Raw genomic sequence first — 16,908 nt, 5'->3', positions numbered from 1 at the left:
ATAAAAGGGGCCGTTTTGCTGTTATTAACCGTTAACATTGCTATTGCTGCCTATTTCTTTGGCTCTATTTCTAGTGCGATTTTAATTTGTAAGTTACGTGGTTTACCTGATCCAAGAACTCAAGGTTCAAAAAACCCGGGGGCGACTAACGTCCTTAGAATGAGCGATAGGCCTACCGCAGCTGCGGTACTCGTTTTTGATATGCTTAAAGGCGCTATCCCTGTTTATGGAGCATTTAAGTTAGGCGTTGAGCCATTGCATCTTGGTTTTATTGCAATTGCAGCCTGCTTAGGTCATATGCATCCGATCTTTTTTGGCTTTAAAGGTGGTAAAGCTGTTGCTACAGCCTTTGGTGCGCTCGCTCCGATTAGTTGGGGATTTGCCTTTGCATTAATTGCCACCTGGATAATTGTGGCAAAAGTAACAAAGTATTCATCATTGGCGGCGATTGTAACGGTTTCTCTAGCGCCAGTTTATACCTGGTTGCTTAAACCTTTGTATACAAACTCAGTAACCATGTTGTCATTATTGATACTATTTAAACATCGCAGCAATATAAAAAGATTGGTAAAAGGTACAGAGGATAAGTTGAGTAGCTAAAGTTATTTTATGCCTCAATACTCACAAATGAAAAAGCCCGAATAATTTATTCGGGCTTTTTCGTTATTAAACATAAAGATTAAACATAAACTCATTGTTTCTAATTATTCACATTGACTGACTCAAGTGAATCAAGTGACCAACGCGGGTTAGCCTTAAATGTTAATTGTTCATGAACGCCAGATTTTAGTCGCTGCATTCCAGCAAATGCAATCATTGCGCCATTGTCTGTGCAATATTCTGGTCGTGGATAATAAACTTGACCATTGAGCTTTTTCATTACAGCAGCAAGCTTTTCACGCAGCGCGGTATTCGCACTAACACCGCCGGCAATTACTAAGCGATTTAAGCCACATTGCTCAAGCGCTCTTTTACATTTTATCGCTAAGGTATCAATAACAGCGTCTTGAAAGGCATAGGCAATATCAGCTTTAGTCTGCTCACTATCATCTTCTGCTCGGACTGTATTGGCAGCAAAGGTTTTTAATCCTGAAAAACTAAAATCTAAACCTGGACGGTTAGTCATAGGACGAGGAAATTTAAATCGACCGGGAGTACCGTCTTCTGCCATTTTAGCCAAAACAGGTCCACCAGGGTAATCAAGCCCTAAAAGTTTGGCCGTTTTATCAAACGCCTCACCAGCCGCATCATCGACTGACTCACCGAGTAATTCATACTCGCCAATACCATTTACTCTAACCAACATTGTATGTCCACCTGAGACCAGTAATGCCACAAATGGAAATTCAGGTACATCATCTTCAAGCATTGGGGCTAATAAATGCCCTTCCATATGATGAACGGGTACCGCAGGTAAGTCCCAACCATAAGCAAGTGAACGTCCAATAGAACAACCAACAAGCAGAGCACCGACAAGTCCAGGTCCTGCAGTATAAGCAACACCGTCTAAATCGCTCGGTGTTAATCCTGCTTCAGTAAGCGCTTCTTGGATAAGCGGGATTGTTTTACGGACATGATCACGTGACGCTAATTCTGGTACAACACCACCATAATCGGCATGAACTTCGATTTGAGAGTATAATCGATGGGCTAATATGCCTTTTTCTTCATCATAAATGGCGATGCCAGTTTCATCACATGAGGTTTCTATACCTAAAATACGCATAAATTGATGGCTCAAACTATAATTAATAAGGGAATTTAAATGGATCATAGCGCCAGATACAAATTTTAACCACAAGTTTTCAATAAAAAGCTATTTAAAACTTTACATCGCTGCATCGTTCAGATTAAAATGCTGCACCAATTTTAATCGGCTTGGTTAAATTTTACCAAGTATCGCAGTATTCACTAGAGGTGAGGGCAAAAATGCCAGTAATTAAAGTAAGAGAAAACGAACCGTTTGACGTAGCATTACGTCGTTTTAAACGTTCATGTGAAAAAGCAGGTATCCTTTCTGAAGTTCGTCGTCGCGAATCTTTCGAAAAACCAACTTGGGAACGTAAGCGTAAGAAAGCTGCCGCTGTTAAGCGTCACGCTAAAAAAGTTTCTCGCGAGAACGCTCGTCGCGTTCGTTTATACTAATCATTTAATTAAATTTAAATATTAGTTATGAGTTTGTTTGACCAACTCAACGAAGAAATGAAGACAGCCATGCGTGCCAAAGACAAACCTCGTCTTGGCGTTATACGCATGGCCTTGTCAGCTATTAAGCAAGTGAAAATTGACAGTCAGACAGAAATGTCTGAGACAGACATCTTAGCCTTAATCACTAAAATGATTAAACAGCGCAAAGAATCTGTTGCCATGTACACCCAAGGTGGACGTGACGAATTAGCCGCTGCTGAATCAGCTGAAATAAGTGTGTTGGAAGAATTTCTTCCACAAGCGTTAACTGCTGAAGAAATATCGCAATTAATTAGCGATGCTATTGCTTCTACCGGTGCTGCATCTATGGCAGATATGGGTAAAGTGATGGGTGTTCTTAAGCCGCAAATGCAAGGCAAAGCCGATATGGGCCAAGTAAGTGGTCAGGTAAGAGCTGCACTGAACTCTTAATTTACAATTCGTAAAATATTATTAAAAACCGTACTTTCGAAAGAATGTACGGTTTTTTTATATTTACTAAAACGTACATCACATCGAAAATCGAAAAATTCATAATGTAATTTACTCAAACTGTGCTTAACTAAATGATAATTAGTTATTTTTGGGTTTTAAATGATTCTTCGTCGCTTTAGCAAACATATAAAAGAACAAAATTGGTTTGCCGTATTTCTTGATCTACTCGTTGTAGTCACTGGGATATTTTTGGGCTTGCAAGTTACCGAATGGAACGAGCAAAGAAAATTTGAAAATAGCCTCACCGTGTATTATCAACGATTAATTGACGACTTAAATGAAGATATCGCGATAATGGAAGCTTCTCGCGACTATTTTTTAGTCACAAAACAGTTTTCTGAAAATACCTTATTGGCAATACAGAATGATAATCAAAACAAAGATAGCGATTTTATTATCAAAATGTATCAAGCAACACAAATAACCACAGGGGCATTTGCCCGCTCTACTTATGATGAGCTTTTGAATAACGGCACCATTAGCAGACTACCTAACGTCAATGTAAGAAAAGCCATCGTAAACTACCACAGTACTAATTCATCAATAAGCTCTATTTTTGATATTGATTCAAACTATCGAACTGGCATTCGTAGTTATATCTCAGCATTTGTTCAAAACAAGATTAAAGACAAATGTGGTGACCAACGAACCTATATAACGCCCAATATTTCAGTAACCCATTTGCCTAAAACATGCCCAGTAGAATTCAGTAATGACGATATAAGTCAGCAATTGAGCAACCTTTCGAGATATAAATCTATTGAGCAGGATTTGAATTTTCATATTGCGCAAATTGATTATCGACTATTTGATTATAACTTAGTCATTATGTCTGCAAAAAATTTACTAGAGTTACTCAAACAAGAAAACAAAAATAGTACGAGTTAAAAAACGTACTTTCTTCAAAGGAGAAAATTATGGAATTAGGGTGTTTCTCAATCAGTTTAACGGTAAAAGACATTAAAAAGTCATTAGCGTTTTATGAGCAAATCGGCTTTAAAATTTACGCCGGAGATATCAAACAAAACTTTCTTATCCTGAAAAACGGCAATACTAATATTGGCCTATTTCAAGGAATGTTTGATAACAATATAATGACCTTTAATCCGGGTTGGGATCAAGATGCAAACAGCATCGATAACTTTGCAGATGTGAGAAACTTAAAGCAAGATTTCGAACAGCAAGGAATAGAAATCGCACACCAATCTATCAACAGCGAAAACGGACCAGCAAGTTTTTCAATTAAAGATCCAGATGGCAACATGATTTTATTTGATCAACATGTCTAGCAATGCAAAACATCTGTTTTGTATTACTTTGTCATCTGATATAGTTGAGCAGATGTTCAATAACTCTTATTTTCTGGTTTAGCTTCTAATTTATGGCCGGCATGATCCCCCGCACTTTTATCGACGATTTACTTGCTCGCACCGATATCGTTGATTTGGTCGACTCGAAAGTACAATTAAAAAAAGCTGGTAAAAACTATCAAGCGTGTTGTCCTTTTCATAGTGAAAAAAGCCCTTCATTTACAGTAAGTCGCGACAAACAGTTTTATCACTGTTTTGGTTGTGGTGCCCATGGTAATGCCATTAGTTTCATCATGGAATATGACCGCTTAGAGTTTGTGGATGCAATAGAAGAACTCGCTGGATTTAATGGCGTAGAAGTAGAGCGAGAAAAAACAAACATGACGCCAGCACAGCAGCGTCAGGCACAAATAGTTCACAAGCAAAAACAAGATGACTATGAGCTACTCGAGCAAATTGCCAAGTTTTATCTACAAAATTTAAAAACTCATGATGATTCTAAACAAGTCATTGAGTACCTGAAGAATCGCGGATTAACCGGCGAAATAGTCAAGAAATTTAGCATAGGTTACTCGGCTGATAGTTGGGATGGGATGATGTCAATGTTTGGCAAATCAACGCAAGCTTCTAGCCAGTTGGTTGATTTAGGCATGGCAATTCAAGGAGATAAAAATCGACCTTATGATCGTTTTCGTGGTCGTGTCATGTTCCCTATTCGTGATAAACGAGGACGTGTGATTGGTTTTGGTGGTCGAGTTCTAAATGATGGTACACCTAAATATCTAAACTCTCCGGAAACACGTATTTACCATAAAGGACAAGAACTTTACGGTTTATATGAGGCCCGAAAATATTGTAAAAACTTGACTCGCTTAGTCGTTGTTGAAGGCTATATGGATGTTGTCGCACTTGCCCAACATGGCATTGATTATGCGGTTGCCTCGCTTGGAACATCGACAACAGAAGAACAACTCACTACGATGTTTCGCACGGTCAAAGAAGTTATCTGTTGTTACGACGGTGATAAAGCTGGACGAGATGCGGCTTGGCGAGCAATGGATAATGCCCTGCCGCTTATTTCCGATGGTGTGTCATTAAAATTTGTATTTTTACCAGACGGTGAAGACCCTGACACCTTAGTTCGTAAGCAAGGTCAGCAAGCATTTGAAGAGATACTCGACAATGCAAAACCACTGTCACAATTTATTTTCGATCATTTACTAAGCACTGTTGATATAAATTCTTTGGAAGGTAAAGCGGCGTTAGTGGATTCATTCCAGCCGTACCTGCAAAAGTTACCCGATAGTATATTAAAAGACTCTATTTTTACGGAGTTGGCAAATAAATTTGGTGCAGGCTCAGAGCAGCAACTTGCAAAACTAAATAAAAATCAAGCAGTTAAAAAGACATCTCCAATAAAGCAACCAAAAAAAGTGACACCAGTGAGATTAGCTATTGCATTATTGCTTGAGCATCCCCATTTAGTATCTGTATTACCAGATTTATCGATTCTTGATTCTATTGAACTTAAAGGGGTCGATTTACTCAAACAACTTATGGAGCAATGCCAGCAGAACCCAAATTTGACTAGTGGTCAAATTATTGAAAGCTGGCGTGGCACTGAACAAGGTAATGTATTAGCGAAACTATTATTATGGGAGCACCATATTGATAGCAGCGCAGCAGAAGGTGTGTTTAATGACACCCTTGAAAAAATAATAAACACGTTTGTGGAAAACCGCACCGAATTATTATTGCAAAAAGCTCGTTTAGGACAATTAAACTCGTTGGAAAAACAAGAACTTCAGTCTTTAATCAATGCTCAGAGTTAATATTGCACTTAACTGGCATTTCTGAATTCCTCTTGCTATAATTTCGTCCTTTACTGTTCGTATTTTGATAGCCAAATAGGTGGACTCTCGTCAATGGATCAAGCCCCACAATCTAGACTTAAAGAACTTATCACAAAAGGTAAGGAGCAAGGGTATTTAACTTTTGCTGAGGTAAACGATCATCTCCCACAAGATATAATCGATTCTGATCAAGTTGAAGACATCGTTCGCATGATTAACGACATGGGTATTCAAGTGTTTGAAAATGCACCTGATGCCGATGACTTAATGATGAGCGAAGCAAATACTGATGAAGATGCAGCTGAAGCTGCAGCTCAAGCACTTGCTACTGTTGAAAGTGAAATCGGTCGTACTACAGACCCTGTTCGCATGTATATGCGTGAAATGGGTACAGTGGAACTTCTTACTCGTAAGGGCGAAATTGTTATCGCTAAGCGTATCGAAGAAGGTATCCGCGAAGTACAACGTAGCGTTTCTGAATACCCACCAGCAATAAATTTCTTGCTAGAACAATGGGATAATTTTGAAGCAGAAGAAGTACGTTTAAGTGACCTTATTATAGGTTTCTTAGATCCTGATGCTCCAGATGAAGTTGCGCCAACTGCGACACACGTCGGTTCTGAATTAAGCGATGATCAGCTTAAAGAAGATGACGAAGAAGATGATGAGGACGAAGAAGAGGAAGATACAGGTCCAGATCCTGAACTTGCTCGCGAAAAATTCACTGAACTTCGTGGTCTTTACGAAGCAGCTAACAAAGTTATCGAGAAGAAAGGCCGTGCACATGAAGATGCAGTAGCTGCAATCGATGCTATCGCAGAGTGCTTTAAAGAATTCCGTCTAATTCCAAAATTATTTGATCGCCTTGTTAAAAACATGCGCGATGTAATGGATAGAGTTCGTGTTCAAGAACGTCTAATTATGAAACACTGTGTTGTTGGCGCTGGTATGCCAAAAACACATTTCATAAAGATTTTCCCTGGTCATGAAACTGAAACAGAATGGTTAGAAGCTGAAATTGCAGCGGGTCATAGCTATTCTGAGAAACTGAAAATTGTTGCTTTCGATATTGAACGCTGTGTATATAAACTTACTAGCCTTGAAGAAGAAACTTACCTTTCAGTTCAAAGTATTAAAGATATCAACCGTCGTATGTCAATCGGTGAAGCAAAAGCTCGCCGTGCGAAAAAAGAAATGGTTGAAGCTAACTTACGTTTGGTAATTTCAATCGCTAAGAAATACACAAACCGTGGTTTACAATTCCTAGATTTAATCCAGGAAGGTAACATTGGTTTGATGAAAGCCGTTGATAAATTCGAATACCGCCGTGGTTATAAGTTTTCAACTTATGCAACTTGGTGGATCCGTCAAGCAATCACTCGTTCAATTGCCGATCAGGCGCGTACTATTCGTATCCCTGTTCACATGATTGAAACCATCAACAAGTTAAACCGTATCTCACGTCAAATGCTTCAGGAAATGGGTCGAGAGCCTACACCAGAAGAATTAGCAGAACGTATGGTAATGCCTGAAGATAAGATCAGAAAGGTACTTAAGATTGCTAAAGAGCCAATCTCAATGGAAACACCAATTGGCGATGATGAAGATTCGCACTTAGGTGACTTTATTGAAGACGGCAGCGGTGAACTTCCAGTAGATGCAGCAACGACTGAAAACTTGAAAGCGGCAACGCATGAAGTTCTTGCCGGTCTAACTGCTCGTGAAGCTAAAGTTTTACGTATGCGTTTCGGTATTGACATGAATACCGACCACACGTTAGAAGAAGTTGGTAAGCAATTTGATGTAACACGTGAACGTATTCGTCAAATCGAAGCCAAAGCACTTCGTAAATTGCGTCACCCTTCGCGTTCTGAGCAACTTAAGAGTTTCTTAGACGGTGAGTAAATAGTTTTCACAAGCTAATGAATAAGAGCCCTGCTAATGCGGGGCTTTTTTATGTCTTTAATTTAACCTTTTTATCGACAATTATTGCCTAGTTGGTTCCTGCAGTTTAAGATGAAGTTAATACTTCGTTAATATCTAACAAAAAGAATGTCTATGAATAAACTTATCCTACTGTGCTTATCATGTTTCCTTATCTCCATTCCTTCGCAAGCAAAAGACAAAGAGGAAGACAGTTATGAGTTAACCATCTTCGTTGGTGAAAGAACATCGAGCTCAATAGAAGATGATGAGGACCTTGAAGAAGATGAAGAACCATTTGAGGTAGACTTTCTTAACGATGCATCGGCGGGACTAATCTTAGGCTGGAATTACGATTTTAATCGCCAAGCGGAATTGTTATTCAGTCATTCTGAAACAGAGTTTGATGGTGATCTTGTGCTCGATGATATGGGTATTAGCATTAGCTATTTGCACATAGGTGGTAACGTTTTGGTTAACGATGGTAAAGTCCCAATTGTTATCAGTGGTGGTCTAGGCATTGCCCATCTTGAACCAAAAGATAAAGAGTTAGATAGTGAAACGAGACCATCGATGAATTTAGGACTTGGCGCTAGATTCCCTGTCACTGAACAATTAACAATTCGACTCGATGGCCGTGTTTACGCATCATTTTTTGATAGTAAAGGCTATGTATTTTGTTCTGGCGATAGCTGCAAAATTCGAACCGAAAGCAACGTATGGTTTCAAGGCGAATTTACTCTTGGCCTAGCTTACCAATTTTAATTGCGAAAGCAATTCATATCTTACATTGTAAAAAGTCGTAAAATACGCGGTAAAAACGATGCATTTTACGACTATAATTAGGACAAGGACGGTCATGCACATGAATATTGTTTTCAAAATTCTCACAATAAACTTACTATTGATAGCGAGCATTTATTCTACCGGTACATTTGCCCATGCAGAGCATGACAAAGCTCGATATGTTGCTGCATCAGGTGTTGACTCTGGTCGATGTGACAATCCTAAAAAGCCATGCAAAACAATTGATTATGCGGCAAAAAACGCAAACAAAGGTGATCAGATTCGGCTTGCAATAGGCAGTTACAACGTCGAAACTGCAGACACCTTATTTTACCTTCTCAGTGACTTAGTACCGGTTAAACCAAACTTTGAACTGTCAAATTCCTTTGCTACACCGTATGAAAATAGCAAAACATACTTAACCGGCGTTCCAAGTGAATATGCACAGCAGCTTAATGAGAAAGGTTTTACCATCATTGCCGATAGCAAAGGCGCTGAGATCAATAAAAACAGAACCGAAATTAAAGCTAAATTGGCAGCCTACGCTCGATTAAAACAGAAAAAAAATAATATTAGCTGTACTAATAATTATGCAGGAGATCACCCTTGTAAAAATATAGACTTGCTCGCTCATATTCCACTTTCAAGTTTTTCAACTAATCCAGCAGAAGCGAACGACATTTGGGGCCACTTTGATCTAAACGATCAAAGGGAGTACGCCATTATTGGGCTTTCGAACGGTATTGGATTTGTTGATATTAGTAAGCCGTCAGAGCCTAGAGTAGTTGACACTATCGCCAGCCAACAAACGATTTGGCGTGATATTAAAGTTTATCAATTTTTCGATGCTCAGCTTAATCGCTGGCGCTCATATGCCTATATTACCGCTGATAACGCCTCTGTTGGCTTGCTAATAGTCGACTTGTCAGGTTTACCTGAAACGGTTTCAGTCATTGCTCAAGATAAAACCGATTTGAGTGCCCATAACATTTATCTATCTAATGTTGATTACTCTACAGGGGTATCAATTACCAATATGAAGCCCTATCTGCATATTGCTGGCTCGGACAAAGACGGTGGTGGCTTCAACACTTACAGTTTAGAAGATCCTGAAAACCTAGTCAGTGTCTATAAACCGAGCCCAAATCGCAACCAATACAGTCATGACGTTTCATCTATGACCATTGAAGATCAGCGCAAAGACAGTCAATGTGTCAATGGTACTGACCATTGTGAAGTCATGTTCGATTTTAACGAAAATGATTTTCAGCTCTGGGATAAAACCGAAAATAGCTCCCCTGAAAAGCTAAGTACTACCAGTTATCAAAATGCCAGTTATGTTCACTCTGGTTGGTATACGGAAGATAAGATGCTGATGCTTGTTCATGACGAACTTGATGAGCAAGAGAAAGGTTTAAATACGACTCTACGTTTGTTTGACATTACCGACTTAACTAAGCCGAACTTACTCTCTACTTGGACCGGTACAAGTCGAGCTATCGATCACAACGGCTATGTCCGTGGCAATCGCTACTATATGTCTAACTACGAACGCGGGGTTACCGTACTCGATATTAGCGACCCAACATTACCAAGGGAAATCGGCTTCTTCGACACCTACCCTATTTCTGATAAATCAGCATTTCATGGTGCCTGGGGTGTTTATCCATTTTTACCAAGCGGCAATATCATCGTTAGTGATATCAATTCTGGATTATACGTTCTTCAAGACAACACCTTAGATAGTGAGCAAGGTTCATTTGCCTTTGATGCAAGAAACTACAATAGCGCAGAAGGCGACTCTTTCGACGTAATGGTTAGCCGAACTAATGTCGGCAATGATGAAAACCTTGCAACCACTGAAGTCTACTGGGAATTAGTCACTGGTTCTGCAGGCGTTGATGATTTTGTATTAAGCAAGGGAAAGTTGATTTGGCAAGGCAGCGATACAAGTAACAAGGCGATTAACGTTCAAATTAACAATGACGACGTTAAAGAAAATACTGAAACCTTGTTTATTCGCTTATACGATCCACAAAACGGGGCGACACTTGCACAGCCAAATTTAGCCATGATCAACATCGCCGGCTCAAATGGTAACAGTATTCCGGTTGTTAATGCTGGAGATAATTTTGAAGTCACCGATGTAGGTGATGTGTCGTTGCTGGCAACAGCAACCGACGCTGATAATGAACAGCTAACCTACTTGTGGCAGCAAATATCTGGCTCGATCGTTGAACTCAATAATTCCGATTCACTCAATGCTACATTTGTTGGGCCAAGCGTAAATGAAACCCTGACTTTTCGTTTTACAGCAACCGATAGCTCAGGTCTATCGGCTAGTGACGATGTTAGCGTGACGATCAATTATGAAATCATTACTGTAACGCCAAATGGTGATGACAGCTCAAGCGGTACACTATACCTATTACTAAGTTGCCTTGGTTTCAGCATAATCGTACGAAATCTAAAAAAACGGTTATAAATCCAACAATCAAGCTAAAAATTAGAAAAAAATTAGGCGCAAGTGGTGACAATAAAATAAAAAGTACTTATACTTGCCACCGCTTTTGGATATTATCATTAATAACTAAAGCAAGATTCCTAAATGGCCCTTTAGCTCAGTTGGTTAGAGCGCCCGACTCATAATCGGTAGGTCCGGTGTTCAAGTCACCGAAGGGCCACCATTTAGGTGATGTACAGGCGAAGTAGTTACTAACACCTATCTTATAGGTAACAAATAGGTAACAATCAAACCGAAAGGACGTTAATTCATCTAGTATTAGCGTCACTCTTTCTCATCCGTTAGTCATAATCCTATCAAAACCCTAAGCAATCCATTATTCTCTGCAAATATTCCTTTAGGGGGTACGGTGGGGACAGCTTTTTTCTACACTAGTAGTGCATATCGACTCAGGAATTTTTACAAAAACAGTATTAGTTTTAGACATTTAACTTTCTCGTAGCCTTTCTAAAATCAATTTATGCTACTCTCATGTATAGTAACCATATATAAGTCGGAAAACATAAAATGTATATATACAAAACAATTGTATTAATGCTTTCAGCTATAACTCTGCTCACTGCCTGTGAAACCACTAGTTATGTTCAACATTACAAACAAGAAGCTCCAAGAACTTACGCAGAAACGGATAACGTTTATTTATTTAATTATCAGAATATTGATATTGATGAAATTTACGAAATGTTTTATTACGACTACCTAATAATTGGACGAACCTCATTCAATGGACCTTACCAAAACCCACTATTAACTAGAGACTTTGCAAAAGAAATAGGTTCTGATGTTTTCTTAACTACCTATCAATTTGATAAGAATAAAACGTACTTTTCAAACTGGGTATTACCTACTGTAAACACAACCAATATTTCGGGCTCAAATGGATTTTCAGCAACTGCGACATCCTACGGAACAACAGTAGTGTCATCCGCCCATGAAGTCACTTTATATAATCAGGATGCTCTTTTTTTAAAGAAGATGAACACCGAGCCAGATTTTTGGGAACGTAGTGCAAGTTATTATCCTGAAACATCTGCATCCCCTTATACAGCAAATTGGGTAAGTAATGATTATAACCTTACGGTTTACGAATCTAATGGATTAATCGTAGGTATAGCAAATGATGTATCAAGCGCTGTAAGAGCTCCCTTTGTTCTGCTTAATTTAAAAGTGCCAAAACCAAAGTGGAATAAAGGGGACATTAAATTGGTTTTCGATTTCAAGTCAAGTAAAGGTGTTTTTTTGTTGGACGACAAAACCCCTACTCCAGCAAAATTTAAAATAAATAGATTTAATCATTTAGAGGTTACTACTCTCACTGCTTATGAAAAAGTCTCATTTGAAAAATCAATATCACAATAGTAAAAAGGGAGTCATAGACTCCCTTAATCTTTAATCAGTAATACCACTCCATTGCCTATCAAACCTTTGATTAATAATGCCATCGTATTAACTTAAATAATCTTGGTATTGTTGGTATTCAACTTCGGATAGTTCGTTAAGCTCCCCAATATTAATTTCACCTGAAATCAATTGAGAAAGTAAATAGGCGTGATCGTACATAGTGCATACTCCTTATGCTAAAAGTGGTTATTCCCTTAACCAAAGTTTAGTTCCTATTTGGTAAAATTCTAATTGAAATTACCGATTGAAAAGAAAGATACTAATCAGCTAACCATATAAATATTAGCTTCACCTTCACCTATTGGCCTATTGAAGTTAGGGTTAACTTCTATAGCCTTTACTCCATCAGAAGTAATAGTTAAATACTGCTTCTTTGGTGCATCAATAGCAGGTAAGAACGGACTTATGAAACCATCACCGTTGTAAGTATGATTTGCGAACCCTTCAAAGCTAGTAACCTCAGTTAAGCAGCTCTTTAATTCTAAGCACTCGCTTTCACTTATCTTAACTACATTAGGGTAGTCTTTTTTCCATTTAGCTTTAAAGTCATACGCCTTATTAGTAACAATGACGTAATAAACATTTAAAGCCCAAACTTCATTTATGTATTTTTGTATTAACCCTTTTTGATGAATTGAGTTAGACCAACTGCACTTCATGGCGTACCCGTTGTAACCTTTCTTTTTGTATTCAGCTACCTTTTTATCCGAAACACTTTTAACTGTATGACCGTTTAGTTCTCCATTTTTATGGTCAAAAATATACAGACATCCAGTGTAGTTATTTACGGCTACTGCATCAGGTATTTGACCGAATACTACTCCTTCTTTATCTAGCATCTTTCCGAAATACTTGTTGTTTGACACCTCATCATAGCCTTCAAAACCCATTGACTCTAACCACTTGATTTCAGCTTTAGTTTGATTGCATTTACTCATGATTTGTTACCTCTTATTATTATTCTAATACACAGAACAATCCGTGTAAGCTATTGATTTAATTAAACAATAAAAACAAAAAGCACACCAGAGCACACTTCAGCAATTAAAAATGTGACGCAAAAATCCTTACTAGTCAAAGACTTACGTCTACTAGCACAGATATCACACTACTGGTGAGCTTTATATTGTTTTAAGTATTTATACTGCTTAGTTTGAAACGAGTATTATTAATTGACAGCAGTTAGACTAGGCTTAGTCCACCACCTTTTACGCTGACCTTCATAGATTGATGCGTTACTAGGCTTGTTATAACCATTAGTTATAAGCGCATCTCTAATCATAGGTTGATTAAGTTTCCCTTTAAACATCTCGCATAACTCAGTTAAAGAGAAAGCTTCATGTCCAGAGCGTAATAAAGTATTAAGCTCATCTTTAAAGTCATCCCTGAGATCGTCAAAGGCTATTTTATTTTTATCTTCAGTGTCTGGAGCAATGTTGAAGTTATGCTTTTCAATATCTACAAAATGGAAATAGTCATAAGCATATTCAAGCCCACCATTATCTAGCCACTTTATAAACTTCTCACAGAACAATTGAGTCTCTTCTTTACTCTCCTTATGCTTAATAAATGTAGGAACAAACCATCTTCGGTCTTTCCCTCTTTCAATATATACAGGTACAGAATCATTACTTGAAACAATGAAGTTAGAATAGTTCTTTACCGACTTACGATCTTCTCCCTTCTCTTCAACAGATATATAGTCATCAGTTTGCTTAGTCTTAAGCGAGTCAGAAGACTTTTTCTTACCCTCATAAACTTCATCTATAGCAACTACAACCTTATCTCCTAGAAAGGAATTAAACTTGCTATTAGCATCCCTCAAAGCAATCTTAATGAAGTTAGATTCCCCAACCAAAGGACGAATTAAGCAGTCAGTAAGAACCCCTTTACCAACCCCTTGTTCGGACCTAAGCAGCAAAGTAACCTTAGTCTTAACTTCAGGTCGAATAATCCAATGAGCAATAAGCGCTATTGCATATTCTCTTTCAGAATCGACAGGAAATAATCGCTTAAAGAATTGCATCAAGTCGCTAACCTCTCCTAGATTTCTTTCTATAGTTGGCGCTTTGTAAGTATTAAGAACAAACTTACCGTTAGCCACAGGAATCAATAAAGGTTCGCTTGGTCTGTATTCAGTTCCAACTACATAGTTTAACTGCTCCCTTAAAGCGCAATAGTACCCGTTATATTCTTTCCCCCAGCTAGAATGTAAATTAGTACCTTCAATCCTTGCAGCTTCGCTAACCAATAAACCATCGCTTTGCTTTGAATTGTTATGAGGTAGGAACAATAAACCTTCAGAAGAAAATACAAAGATCTTCTTAAGCTCTTCGATTGTGCTCTCGCTATATTGTTTATTACTCATCGTTAGAAGCCTCGAATAGATTGTTGATAAACTTCTCAACATCTTCTCTTCGATACCTCACACTTCGCCCTAACTTTGCATACTTTAATTCGGGATGCGTGTTATTCGATCTCCAATTATTTAAAGTCCCTTTATCTACACCTAAAATGTCACTCACTTCATTTGTGTTCAATAGCATTCAATCACCTTTTCTCAGTTAAAATTACAACCAAATTCCGCCGCCTACGAAACTTGAAAGCGTATCCTAAAACAACATTAGGAAGAGAAATACTAAAATTTTCACAAATAATAAAAATATATATTTGTATAAAAAAGCAGCACCCTCACATTCTATGCTGCTGAGGGATAAGCCTTAATGCAAGCTTTTATTTACAGAATAATTTATTGATGTCTGTATTAAAGACTCATTATGGTTTCTTGAATTTTGTTGGAAGGTTCTCGAAGTGTTTCACTAGTTAGTATTTTATAACCATCAGTAACATCTGTTCCTAGTGCATGGTTAGAAAGTCTCTTAATAGTGTATTGTCCGATACTTAGATGTTCGGCAGTGGTAATAAAAGTGCGTCTTAAATCGTGGAAGTTACAAGCTTCTACACCTGAGATCTTTTTAACTTTAGCAACTACCTTCTTAGGCTCTTTAATTCGTCCGTAAACATTTTCAGCACCAAAGACATAGGCTGTCTGAGATCTCTCTTTACAGCGTTTTATTACTGTAGATAAGTGCTTAGTAATAGGTAACTCTAAAGGGTTGCTGTTCTTAGTTTCAGTAATAGTATAGAAGTTAGAACGCTCGTTAATGTCATCCCACCTTAGACTTAATACTTCTTCTTTTCGTAAGCCAGTAAGCAGAGCAAATAACATAGCATCGCAAACAGATTGCTCAGTTATAGTAGCATCCGACCTAACCTCTTCTAATGCTTTCTTGAACAATCCAACTTCTTCTTTTCTTAAATGGTCCTGCTTTCGCTTGGCCTTATGCCATTGGTTTCTGTGAGTTAAGATCTCAACAGGATTATCAGGGAATAAACTAACACCTTCATCTGTTAGGTACTCGTTTCTAGCGAAGTTAAAGATAGCTCTAATTACTCGCATCAGTCCGTTAGCCTGGGCAGCAGATTCAATACCGTTATGAAGTGAAGAAATAACAGGTCTAGTTATCTCTTTAAGTGGGGTGGAATACAGCTCTTCTGCATAGTTATCCATCAGGCTCTTATATCCTGTAGCTGTACTCTCTTTTATTTTCTTTGTTTCAATGTAAGCATTGTAAGCAGCTAATAGGGTAATCCCCTTAGCTTCATTGTTTCTTCTCTGCTCGTTAGGGTTAACACCTTCCATGATTTCATATAAGGTCTTAGTCGCTTGCTTCCTAGCTTGATCTGGAGTCATCTCAGGAAATGTACCTAATGTAACTTTAACTAGCTTTCCTTTAGGTATTCTCTTTTGAAGTATGAAGACTTTACGTCCTGAAGAATGCACTCTTAACTTAAGTGCCTTAACACCTTCATCAGTGTATACAATCTCTTTATCTTGAGGTTCTATCTTCTTAATACTACTAACTGTAAATTGAAACTTCATAATCTCTCAGGTAACAAATAGGTAACTTTCACCTATTATAAACATACTATTGAAATTATCTCAAATTCATTTAAACTCAGTACAAACAAGACCTACAGCATCATGGCGTTATTTAGAATTACTTAGAAAAACATAGGGCCGTAAGACTCATAATCGGTAGGTCCGGTGTTCAAGTCACCGAAGGGCCACCATTTAGGAACAATAAAGACGCATTTAAGCGTCTTTTTTTGTACCTGAAACTTTTGTTCTTAAAAGAAAAAGCCCCGCCTCGCTCTCATTACCCCGTACCAAATCCGGTGTTCAAGTCACCGAAGGGCCACCATTTAGGAACAATAAAGACGCACTTAAGCGTCTTTTTTTGTGTCTGAAAATCGATGCAGAAATTAGATTTATCACCCGACATACGACCGGGCGTTCGAGGAAATGAGTAAAAACTAGTTAGGGTAAAACTCTGTAGCCGAAAGGCGTCGAAGTATGCATGCGGGC

The 16,908-nt window shown here is 38.2% G+C and carries 15 protein-coding genes and 1 tRNA gene; 11 read left to right on the top strand and 5 right to left on the bottom strand.

All coding sequences use genetic code 11. The features are described 5' to 3' along the window. Positions 1–15 precede the first annotated feature (15 nt). A complete protein-coding gene (plsY, locus tag LT090_RS03310; protein ID WP_068544688.1) occupies positions 16–600 on the top strand; it encodes a glycerol-3-phosphate 1-O-acyltransferase PlsY in 585 nt (194 codons plus the stop codon). Positions 601–700: 100 nt separating this feature from the next. Here the strand turns inward: plsY and tsaD are convergent, their stop codons facing one another. After that, on the bottom strand, positions 701–1,726 hold the full coding sequence (tsaD, locus tag LT090_RS03305; RefSeq protein ID WP_068544691.1) for a tRNA (adenosine(37)-N6)-threonylcarbamoyltransferase complex transferase subunit TsaD: 1,026 nt from the start codon (positions 1,724–1,726) through the stop codon (positions 701–703). A gap of 203 nt (positions 1,727–1,929) precedes the next feature. On the opposite strand from tsaD, the gene rpsU reads away from it, so the two are divergent. The 10 genes from rpsU to LT090_RS03255 all read left to right on the top strand — a co-directional run bounded on the left by rpsU (position 1,930) and on the right by LT090_RS03255 (position 12,437). Further along, positions 1,930–2,145: a 30S ribosomal protein S21 gene (rpsU, locus tag LT090_RS03300; RefSeq protein ID WP_068544693.1), complete on the top strand. Its 216-nt coding sequence runs from the start codon at positions 1,930–1,932 to the stop codon at positions 2,143–2,145. Positions 2,146–2,172: 27 nt separating this feature from the next. After that, entirely contained in the window at positions 2,173–2,619 is a 447-nt protein-coding gene (locus LT090_RS03295) for a GatB/YqeY domain-containing protein (protein WP_068544695.1), read from the top strand. Between the two features lie 162 nt (positions 2,620–2,781). Next, positions 2,782–3,570 carry a hypothetical protein gene (locus tag LT090_RS03290; protein WP_068544696.1) on the top strand — a complete coding sequence of 263 codons (789 nt, stop codon included), beginning with the start codon at positions 2,782–2,784 and terminating at the stop codon, positions 3,568–3,570. A gap of 29 nt (positions 3,571–3,599) precedes the next feature. Next, positions 3,600–3,971: a VOC family protein gene (locus LT090_RS03285; protein WP_068544699.1), complete on the top strand. Its 372-nt coding sequence runs from the start codon at positions 3,600–3,602 to the stop codon at positions 3,969–3,971. 92 nt (positions 3,972–4,063) lie between these two features. Further along, the gene (gene dnaG / locus LT090_RS03280; protein WP_068544700.1) at positions 4,064–5,824 is read left to right on the top strand and encodes a DNA primase; all 1,761 of its coding nucleotides are present in this window, start codon (positions 4,064–4,066) and stop codon (positions 5,822–5,824) included. Between the two features lie 93 nt (positions 5,825–5,917). Next, a complete protein-coding gene (gene rpoD, locus LT090_RS03275; RefSeq protein WP_068544702.1) occupies positions 5,918–7,750 on the top strand; it encodes an RNA polymerase sigma factor RpoD in 1,833 nt (610 codons plus the stop codon). Positions 7,751–7,903: 153 nt separating this feature from the next. Then, positions 7,904–8,533, top strand: a complete 630-nt coding sequence (locus LT090_RS03270; RefSeq protein WP_068544704.1) for an outer membrane protein — start codon at positions 7,904–7,906, stop codon at positions 8,531–8,533. A 100-nt stretch (positions 8,534–8,633) separates the two neighbouring features. After that, complete coding sequence (locus tag LT090_RS03265) at positions 8,634–11,039, top strand: choice-of-anchor B family protein (protein WP_068545029.1); 2,406 nt, start codon at positions 8,634–8,636, stop codon at positions 11,037–11,039. A 125-nt stretch (positions 11,040–11,164) separates the two neighbouring features. Next, a tRNA-Ile gene (locus LT090_RS03260) sits at positions 11,165–11,241 on the top strand. Positions 11,242–11,585: 344 nt separating this feature from the next. After that, a complete protein-coding gene (locus LT090_RS03255; RefSeq protein WP_068544706.1) occupies positions 11,586–12,437 on the top strand; it encodes a hypothetical protein in 852 nt (283 codons plus the stop codon). Positions 12,438–12,742: 305 nt separating this feature from the next. Here the strand turns inward: LT090_RS03255 and LT090_RS03250 are convergent, their stop codons facing one another. The 4 genes from LT090_RS03250 to LT090_RS03235 form a co-directional block, all read right to left on the bottom strand. Then, positions 12,743–13,417 carry a hypothetical protein gene (locus LT090_RS03250; protein ID WP_068544708.1) on the bottom strand — a complete coding sequence of 225 codons (675 nt, stop codon included), beginning with the start codon at positions 13,415–13,417 and terminating at the stop codon, positions 12,743–12,745. Positions 13,418–13,647: 230 nt separating this feature from the next. Beyond that, the gene (locus LT090_RS03245; RefSeq protein WP_068544710.1) at positions 13,648–14,847 is read right to left on the bottom strand and encodes a primase-helicase family protein; all 1,200 of its coding nucleotides are present in this window, start codon (positions 14,845–14,847) and stop codon (positions 13,648–13,650) included. Beyond that, on the bottom strand, positions 14,840–15,025 hold the full coding sequence (locus LT090_RS03240) for a helix-turn-helix domain-containing protein (protein ID WP_068544713.1): 186 nt from the start codon (positions 15,023–15,025) through the stop codon (positions 14,840–14,842). Before LT090_RS03240 ends, LT090_RS03245 begins: the two co-directional genes overlap by 8 nt. Before the next feature lie 218 nt (positions 15,026–15,243). Beyond that, positions 15,244–16,422: a tyrosine-type recombinase/integrase gene (locus LT090_RS03235; protein ID WP_068544714.1), complete on the bottom strand. Its 1,179-nt coding sequence runs from the start codon at positions 16,420–16,422 to the stop codon at positions 15,244–15,246. Between the last annotated feature and the right edge of the window lie 486 nt (positions 16,423–16,908).

This window comes from Thalassotalea crassostreae (genome assembly GCF_001831495.1).
Taxonomy (GTDB): domain Bacteria; phylum Pseudomonadota; class Gammaproteobacteria; order Enterobacterales; family Alteromonadaceae; genus Thalassotalea_A; species Thalassotalea_A crassostreae.
Note: the sequence above shows the minus strand (reverse complement) of the source record. Positions and strands in the feature narration are given on the sequence as shown.